Here is a 6,873-nt window from a genome sequence, read left to right as displayed (position 1 = left end):
TTTTGGTGTCAGGCACCGATGGGGTGGGCACGAAACTAATGATTGCTTTTTGGATGGATCAGCATGATACGATTGGGATTGATGCGGTCGCTATGTGTGTCAATGATATTGTCGTTCAAGGGGCGGAGCCCTTGTTCTTCCTAGATTATATTGCCTGTGGTAAGGCACAGCCTGGAAAAATTGAGGCAATCGTTAAAGGGATTGCAGACGGATGTGAACAGGCTGGCTGTGCGCTAATTGGCGGTGAAACGGCGGAAATGCCTGGATTATATAGTGAAAATGAGTATGACCTTGCAGGGTTTACGGTTGGTGCCTGTGAGAAATCACAGCTTATCACTGGTGAAACCATTCAAGAAGGTGATGTCCTGATTGGCTTAGCCTCAAGCGGCATTCACAGCAACGGTTATTCATTGGTTCGTAAAGTGTTTAATGACTGGTCGTTACTGGATTTTGTCGATGAACTTGGCTGTACATTAGGAGAAGAATTACTCAAGCCTACAAAAATTTATGTAAAACCGATTTTGTCCGCATTGAAAAAGTTCCAGCTAAAAGGAATGGCTCATATTACGGGCGGCGGGTTTATTGAAAATATTCCTCGGATGTTACCAGAAGGTCTAGGAGCCGAGTTGAATGAAAAAAGCTGGGAGATCCCACCTATTTTTAAATTGATCTCTTCCCATGGACAAATTGATTATCAAGAGATGTATAATATTTTTAACATGGGTATTGGTATGGTTATTGCTGTGAATCGTGAAGATGCAGCGGACGTGTTAGAACACTTTAGACAATCTGGGGAAACTGCCTCCGAAATTGGTGTTGTTACCAGTAGTCAAGGAATTAACATCAAGGCTAATGGTGGCCGCCTATGAAGAAGATCGCGGTGTTTGCATCAGGGAGCGGCAGTAATTTTCAAGCAATTATTGATGTAGTTCAAGCTGGCGACCTTGATGCCGACATTTCTCTTTTAGTTTGTGACAAACCAGGCGCTTTTGCGATTGAAAGAGCAAGAGCAGCGGGAATTCCAAGTTTTGTTTTTAACGCAAAGGATTATCCTAGTAAGGAACATTATGAAGAAGAAATTTTAGCCCAATTAAATGCCTATGGCGTAGAATTCATTGTCCTAGCTGGATATATGCGTTTGATTGGCCCCAAATTGTTAGCTGAGTATAAAGGAAGAATCGTCAATGTCCACCCATCCTTGCTTCCTGCTTTTCCAGGGAAGGATGCGATTGGGCAGGCATTGGCTGCTCAAGTGAAGTGGAGCGGAATTACGATCCATTATGTTGATGAGGGAATGGATACAGGTCCAATTATCATTCAGGAACGGGTTCGAATTGACGAAAATGAGACAAGAGAGAGTCTGCAGCAAAAAATCCAGAAGAGCGAACACAAGCTTTATCCATCCATACTTCAAATGCTATTGACACAAGGAGATGTACTCAATGACACAAAAGCGAGCGTTAATTAGTGTTTCTGATAAAAATGGAATTACGGAATTTGCCAAGGAGTTAGTCAGTCTAGGATACGAACTGATTTCTACGGGAGGCACGAAAAAAGCTCTACAGGAACAGGGAATTCCTGTTCTTAGTGTGAGTGATGTTACCGGATTTCCAGAAATTTTAGAAGGTCGTGTGAAAACATTAAATCCATTCATTCATGGCGGTTTGCTTGCCAAACAAGATGATGTTAACCATCAACAGCAGCTAGACGAGCATGGAATTCAAGCGATTCAACTCGTTTGTGTCAATCTTTATCCATTTCAGCAAACCATTGCAAAGCCAGATGTAACCGTAGCAGATGCGATTGAAAACATTGATATCGGCGGACCAACCATGCTTCGCGCTTCTGCAAAAAACCACCAATATGTAACTGTGGTTGTCGATCCAACTGATTACCAGACGGTTATTGACGAATTAAAGGCTGATGGCACAACAACGTTTGAAACGAGAAGAAAGCTTGCAGCTAAAGTATTCCGTCATACAGCGGCCTATGATGCCTTAATTGCTGAATACATGACCAATTTATCAGAAGAAGAAAATCCAGAGACATTAACGGTAACCTACGAATTAAAACAAACACTTCGTTATGGAGAAAATCCACATCAAAAAGCTGCTTTTTACAAGAAGCCACTTGGTTCGACGTTCTCGATTGCCAATGCGGTTCAGCTTCATGGAAAAGAACTTTCCTATAACAATATTAATGATGCGGATGCAGCCCTGCAGATTGTTAAAGAGTTTTCAGAACCAGCTGCTGTAGCTGTAAAGCATATGAACCCATGCGGTGTCGGAACAGGTGAAACTGGTTTTGAAGCATTTACAAAGGCATTTGAGGCCGATCCTGTTTCGATTTTTGGCGGAATTATTGCCTTTAACCGGGAAGTGGATGCCGAAACAGCTGCGAAGCTCCATGAAATTTTCCTAGAAATTATTATTGCGCCATCTTTCTCTGAAGAAGCGTTAACAATTTTAACAGCGAAAAAGAATCTACGCCTGTTAACCATTCCATTTAATGATGCCAAAAAACCTGAGTTTAAAATGACTACAATTGAAGGCGGATTGCTCGTTCAAGAGCAGGACCGTTACACGTTGGAAGATGCGAATGTTACGATTGCAACGAAACGACAACCAACAGATGCGGAATGGGCAGCATTGAAGCTGGGCTGGAAGGTAGTTAAACATGTGAAATCCAATGCCATTGTTGTGACATCAGAGGATATGACAATCGGGATTGGCGCAGGGCAAATGAACCGCGTAGGGGCAGCGGAAATTGCCCTTAAGCAAGCTGGGTCAAAAGCACAGGGAGCAGCCCTTGCATCCGACGCCTTTTTCCCAATGGACGATACCGTTGAAGCAGCGGCAAAAGCTGGTATTACTGCGATTATTCAACCAGGTGGATCAATCCGTGATGAAGATTCAATTAAAAAGGCAGATGAATATGGAATTGCCATGGTATTTACGGGCGTAAGACATTTTAAACATTAATCGGTTGGAGGGCTTTCGAATGAACGTACTGATTATCGGCCGCGGCGGTAGAGAACATGCAATTTGCCGAAAAGTAAGTGAAAGCGAGAATGTAGAAAAAGTATTTGTTGCACCGGGAAATGTCGGAATGACCGATGTAGCGGAGCTTGTCTCGATTGAAGAGTCAGAACATGAATTATTGCTTCAATTTGCCAAAGAAAACCGTGTTGGCCTGACGATCATTGGACCTGAAGTTCCTTTACTTGAAGGCTTGGCGGACAAATTTGAAGCAGCTGGCTTGGCTGTATTTGGTCCGCATGCTAACGCTGCCGAGATTGAAGGCAGTAAGTCATTTGCAAAAGAACTAATGGAGAAATATCAGATTCCTACCGCTGACTATGCTGTGTTCACTAACTATGAAGAAGCCCGAAATTATATCGAAGAAAAAGGGGCACCAATTGTCATTAAGGCGGACGGATTGGCAGCAGGAAAAGGTGTCACAGTTGCGCTCACAAAAGAAGAGGCGCTTTCCAGCATAGAAGAAATGCTGGTTGATGCAAAATTTGGAGCTGCCTCTTCTCGGGTGGTAATTGAAGAGTTTTTAGCAGGTGAAGAATTTTCATTGATGGCGTTTGTAAATGGAGAGGTCGTCGTCCCGCTTGAAATTGCTCAAGACCACAAACGTGCCTATGATGGGGACCTTGGTCCAAATACAGGCGGAATGGGAGCCTATTCCCCTGTTCCACAAATTGGTGCTGAGACGATTCAAACTGCGGTTGAAACAGTTCTTCTTCCGGCGGCCAAAGCGATGGTCGAAGAAGGACGAAGTTTTTGCGGAGTTCTTTATGCCGGCTTGATCAAAACTATAGATGGGCCAAAAGTGATTGAATTTAATGCTCGCTTCGGTGATCCTGAGACACAAGTTGTTTTACCTAGATTAAAATCTGATCTTGTTCAAGTCATCTTGGAATTGTTAGCTGGTGAAACACCGATTTTAGAGTGGGATGAGCAAACAATGATTGGTACTGTAGTTGCGGCAAAAGGGTACCCTGAAGCGTATGAAAAAGGGGCAGTGCTAACTGGGTTGACTAATTTTAATTCCGAAGAGGTGTTTACTTTTCATGCCGGAACCGCTAGAAATGAGGAAGGTGAGTTTGTGACTGCAGGAGGCAGGGTGCTTCTTGTTGGTGCTAAGGCTTTGAGCTTAGTGGAAGCACGTGAAAAAGTGTATCATGAACTCGAAAAGTTAACGTCTCCTGGTGTTTTTTATCGAAAAGATATCGGGGCAAAAGCAATCCACCCCGTGAAGAGTTAACGAGCACGTCTTTTACTGCTTCGACGGATAAATGTATAAAGAAGTGCTACGATGCTGCCAATAATGGCAATTAACACAAATGACATATCCGTTAGATACTCCCAAAACATGAATAATCAACTCCTATGGAAGGCTGACCGCTGATGGTCAGCCCTCTTTTCTTGCTTTAAAAAAGCGGAAATTTGTTTTTTTACAAAAACATTAATTATTTATACGAAATATCGAATTTTTCAACCAAAGTTTGAACTATTTTTACAAAACACTGAATTATTTAACCAAAATTTGAATTATTTTTACAAAAACTTGAAAATATTTACAAGTGCTATCCGGATATCCACAAATTCACTTAAGTTGGATTATAAGGTAACATTTCTTCGCCATTTTGGTTAGTTAACCCTTCCATCCCGTCCATTGAATCCATTGCCTGATCGTGCTCAGAAATCATGCATTGGCATTTTTCAAATAAGGCAGTAAGCGGGCAAAAGCGGACAATCCCTTCGGCCACTTTCATGGCCCCGCACATAGCAACAAATAAATAAGAATCGCGCCAAGGGTGTTTGACAAGCTTAGAGGTAGTCCAAGAAAGAATCGTTAATCCAATGGTGATGCGAATTAAAGCATTAATAATACTGATATTTGGTCTCACATTCATTATGTTCACTCCTTCACAAAATATATACAATTATTATCAATTCTTTAATGCGTTAAACAGCAAAATATGATAGTATAGTATCTAAAGTGTTTTTTTGAAAGGGCTTTCTTTATTGTTAAATCAACTTATTATTATATAGATAGTTTTTTTGAAAAAGGGAGGAAGACGTATGCTAGAACAACGCTACCGCTGGAAAAACAAACACTTACGCATGCATGTTTCCATTTTGGATGGAAAAGCGTCTCCAACCATTTTATTGAAAAACGCCTTGTACTTAAATCAGACGTTTCGAAAGTGGTTGAGAGCGAATATTTGGATATATGAAGATCGGATTATTTATGTGGGCGAAAACTTGCCAACTCACCTTGATAACTGTGAAGTCATCGACTGCACCAATGAGATTCTTGTGCCCGGTTATATCGAACCACATGCTCATCCGTTTCAATTATATAATCCCCTAACGCTTGCAGCATATGCATCCCAGTTTGGGACGACAACGTTAATCAATGATAATATGGCTCTTATTTTACATTTAAATAAAACGAAAGCGTTTTCATTATTAAAGGATCTCCGTTCGATTCCAACCACTATGTTTTGGTGGAGCCGTTTTGATCCTCAAACTGAAATTTTGAATGAAGAAGTGATCTTTTCACATAGTAATGTTAAATCATGGCTTGAGCACGATGCGGTTCTGCAGGGCGGGGAATTAACAGGTTGGCCGAAACTGCTTGATGGCGATGATATGATGCTCCATTGGATCCAAGAAGCGAAACGGATGCGCAAGCAAATTGAAGGGCATTTCCCTGGAGCTTCGGAAAAAACATTGGCAAAAATGATGCTGCTTGGGGCAGACTGTGACCACGAAGCGATGACGGGTGAAGAGGTATACAATCGCTTAATGCAGGGGTATATGGTGTCCTTAAGGCATTCCTCGATTCGGCCGGATTTACCAAATATATTAGACGATATGAAACGTATGGGTATTGATGCTTATGATCGATTAATGCTTAATACAGACGGTGCTTCCTCGACTTTTTACGAGCAGGGAGTCACCGATACGACGATTCGCATTGCTATTGAAAAAGGTGTTCCAGTCATTGATGCCTATAATATGGCCACTGTTAATATTGCACGTTATTACAAGATTGAGCATCTCCATGGTACAATTGCCACTGGCCGGGTAGCCAATATTAACTTTTTAACGAGTATTGAGGATCCAACACCTAAATCCGTTCTCGCAAAAGGGAAATGGGTGAAAAGGGATGGAAACCCAATTGTGGATGCCTATCCTCCAATTACATGGGACGAATATGGACTAAAATCGTTGGAAGTGGATTGGGACTTGACGTTAGATGATTTGCAATTTTCGATGCCATTTGGAATCAAAATGGAAAACGCCGTCATCACAAAGCCCTATTCGATTTCGATCGATGCTTCAGGAGATGAACTATCTTCGGATCATGATGAATGCTATTTTACCCTGATGGACAGAAATGGGAAGTGGAGAATTAATACATTATTAAAAGGATTTGCTAACAATTTATCAGCATTGGCAAGTTCCTATTCCAACACAGGAGATATTATTTTAATAGGTAAAAATAAACAAGATATGCTTCATGCTTTTAATAGAATGAAAGAATTAGGCGGCGGTATTGTGATGGTGGAGGATAGTCAAGTAGTTTGCGAGCTGTCATTAACTTTACATGGAATTATGTCGAACGTTCCGATTGAAGAGCTAATCTCCCAAGAAAAACAGCTGCTGATTGAGTTAAGAGAGCGGGGCTACGGATTTTCTGATCCTATTTACAGTCTTGCCTTCTTTTCTGCGACACATTTGCCTTATATTCGGATTACTCCACAGGGAATGTACGATGTAATGAATAAAACAGTACTCTTTCCGTCAATAATGCGTTAAACTGTAAGTGAGTAAAGGATTAAAGTGTGAA

The 6,873-nt window shown here is 41.4% G+C and carries 7 protein-coding genes; 5 read left to right on the top strand and 2 right to left on the bottom strand.

Annotation, left to right across the window (positions count from 1 at the left end; all coding sequences use genetic code 11):
* From purM to purD, 4 genes are all read left to right on the top strand, one after another.
* Window positions 1-869, top strand: an 869-nt coding sequence (gene purM, locus V7659_RS05670; RefSeq protein WP_335538707.1) for a phosphoribosylformylglycinamidine cyclo-ligase, incomplete at its 5' end; no start/stop codon positions are given.
* Window positions 866-1,468: a phosphoribosylglycinamide formyltransferase gene (gene purN / locus V7659_RS05665; RefSeq protein ID WP_335538706.1), complete on the top strand. Its 603-nt coding sequence runs from the start codon at window positions 866-868 to the stop codon at window positions 1,466-1,468. The genes purM and purN, both read left to right, overlap by 4 nt.
* Complete coding sequence (gene purH / locus V7659_RS05660; RefSeq protein WP_335538704.1) at window positions 1,443-2,981, top strand: bifunctional phosphoribosylaminoimidazolecarboxamide formyltransferase/IMP cyclohydrolase; 1,539 nt, start codon at window positions 1,443-1,445, stop codon at window positions 2,979-2,981. The genes purN and purH overlap by 26 nt, the downstream gene beginning before the upstream one ends.
* A gap of 19 nt (window positions 2,982-3,000) precedes the next feature.
* On the top strand, window positions 3,001-4,275 hold the full coding sequence (purD, locus tag V7659_RS05655) for a phosphoribosylamine--glycine ligase (protein ID WP_335538702.1): 1,275 nt from the start codon (window positions 3,001-3,003) through the stop codon (window positions 4,273-4,275).
* Here the strand turns inward: purD and V7659_RS05650 are convergent.
* Both V7659_RS05650 and V7659_RS05645 read right to left on the bottom strand, forming a co-directional pair.
* Window positions 4,272-4,385: an EYxxD motif small membrane protein gene (locus V7659_RS05650; protein ID WP_335538700.1), complete on the bottom strand. Its 114-nt coding sequence runs from the start codon at window positions 4,383-4,385 to the stop codon at window positions 4,272-4,274. The genes purD and V7659_RS05650 overlap by 4 nt on opposite strands.
* 236 nt (window positions 4,386-4,621) lie before the next feature.
* Window positions 4,622-4,927, bottom strand: a complete 306-nt coding sequence (locus V7659_RS05645) for a YgaP family membrane protein (RefSeq protein WP_335538698.1) — start codon at window positions 4,925-4,927, stop codon at window positions 4,622-4,624.
* A gap of 169 nt (window positions 4,928-5,096) precedes the next feature.
* On the opposite strand from V7659_RS05645, the gene V7659_RS05640 reads away from it, so the two are divergent.
* On the top strand, window positions 5,097-6,842 hold the full coding sequence (locus tag V7659_RS05640) for an adenine deaminase C-terminal domain-containing protein (RefSeq protein WP_335538696.1): 1,746 nt from the start codon (window positions 5,097-5,099) through the stop codon (window positions 6,840-6,842).
* The last annotated feature ends 31 nt before the right edge of the window (window positions 6,843-6,873 follow it).

This window comes from Neobacillus drentensis (assembly GCF_036966985.1).
GTDB lineage: Bacteria > Bacillota > Bacilli > Bacillales > Cytobacillaceae > Neobacillus > Neobacillus drentensis_E.
Note: the sequence above shows the minus strand (reverse complement) of the source record. Positions and strands in the feature narration are given on the sequence as shown.

Excerpts from the sequence above, each read along its gene's own strand:
- purN (WP_335538706.1), top strand. The coding sequence starts at position 866 with ATGAAGAAGATCGCGGTGTTTGCATCAGGGAGCGGCAGTAATTTTCAA.
- V7659_RS05650 (WP_335538700.1), bottom strand. The coding sequence starts at position 4,385 with ATGTTTTGGGAGTATCTAACGGATATGTCATTTGTGTTAATTGCCATT.
- purD (WP_335538702.1), top strand. The coding sequence starts at position 3,001 with ATGAACGTACTGATTATCGGCCGCGGCGGTAGAGAACATGCAATTTGC.
- purH (WP_335538704.1), top strand. The coding sequence starts at position 1,443 with ATGACACAAAAGCGAGCGTTAATTAGTGTTTCTGATAAAAATGGAATT.
- V7659_RS05645 (WP_335538698.1), bottom strand. The coding sequence starts at position 4,927 with ATGAATGTGAGACCAAATATCAGTATTATTAATGCTTTAATTCGCATC.
- V7659_RS05640 (WP_335538696.1), top strand. The coding sequence starts at position 5,097 with ATGCTAGAACAACGCTACCGCTGGAAAAACAAACACTTACGCATGCAT.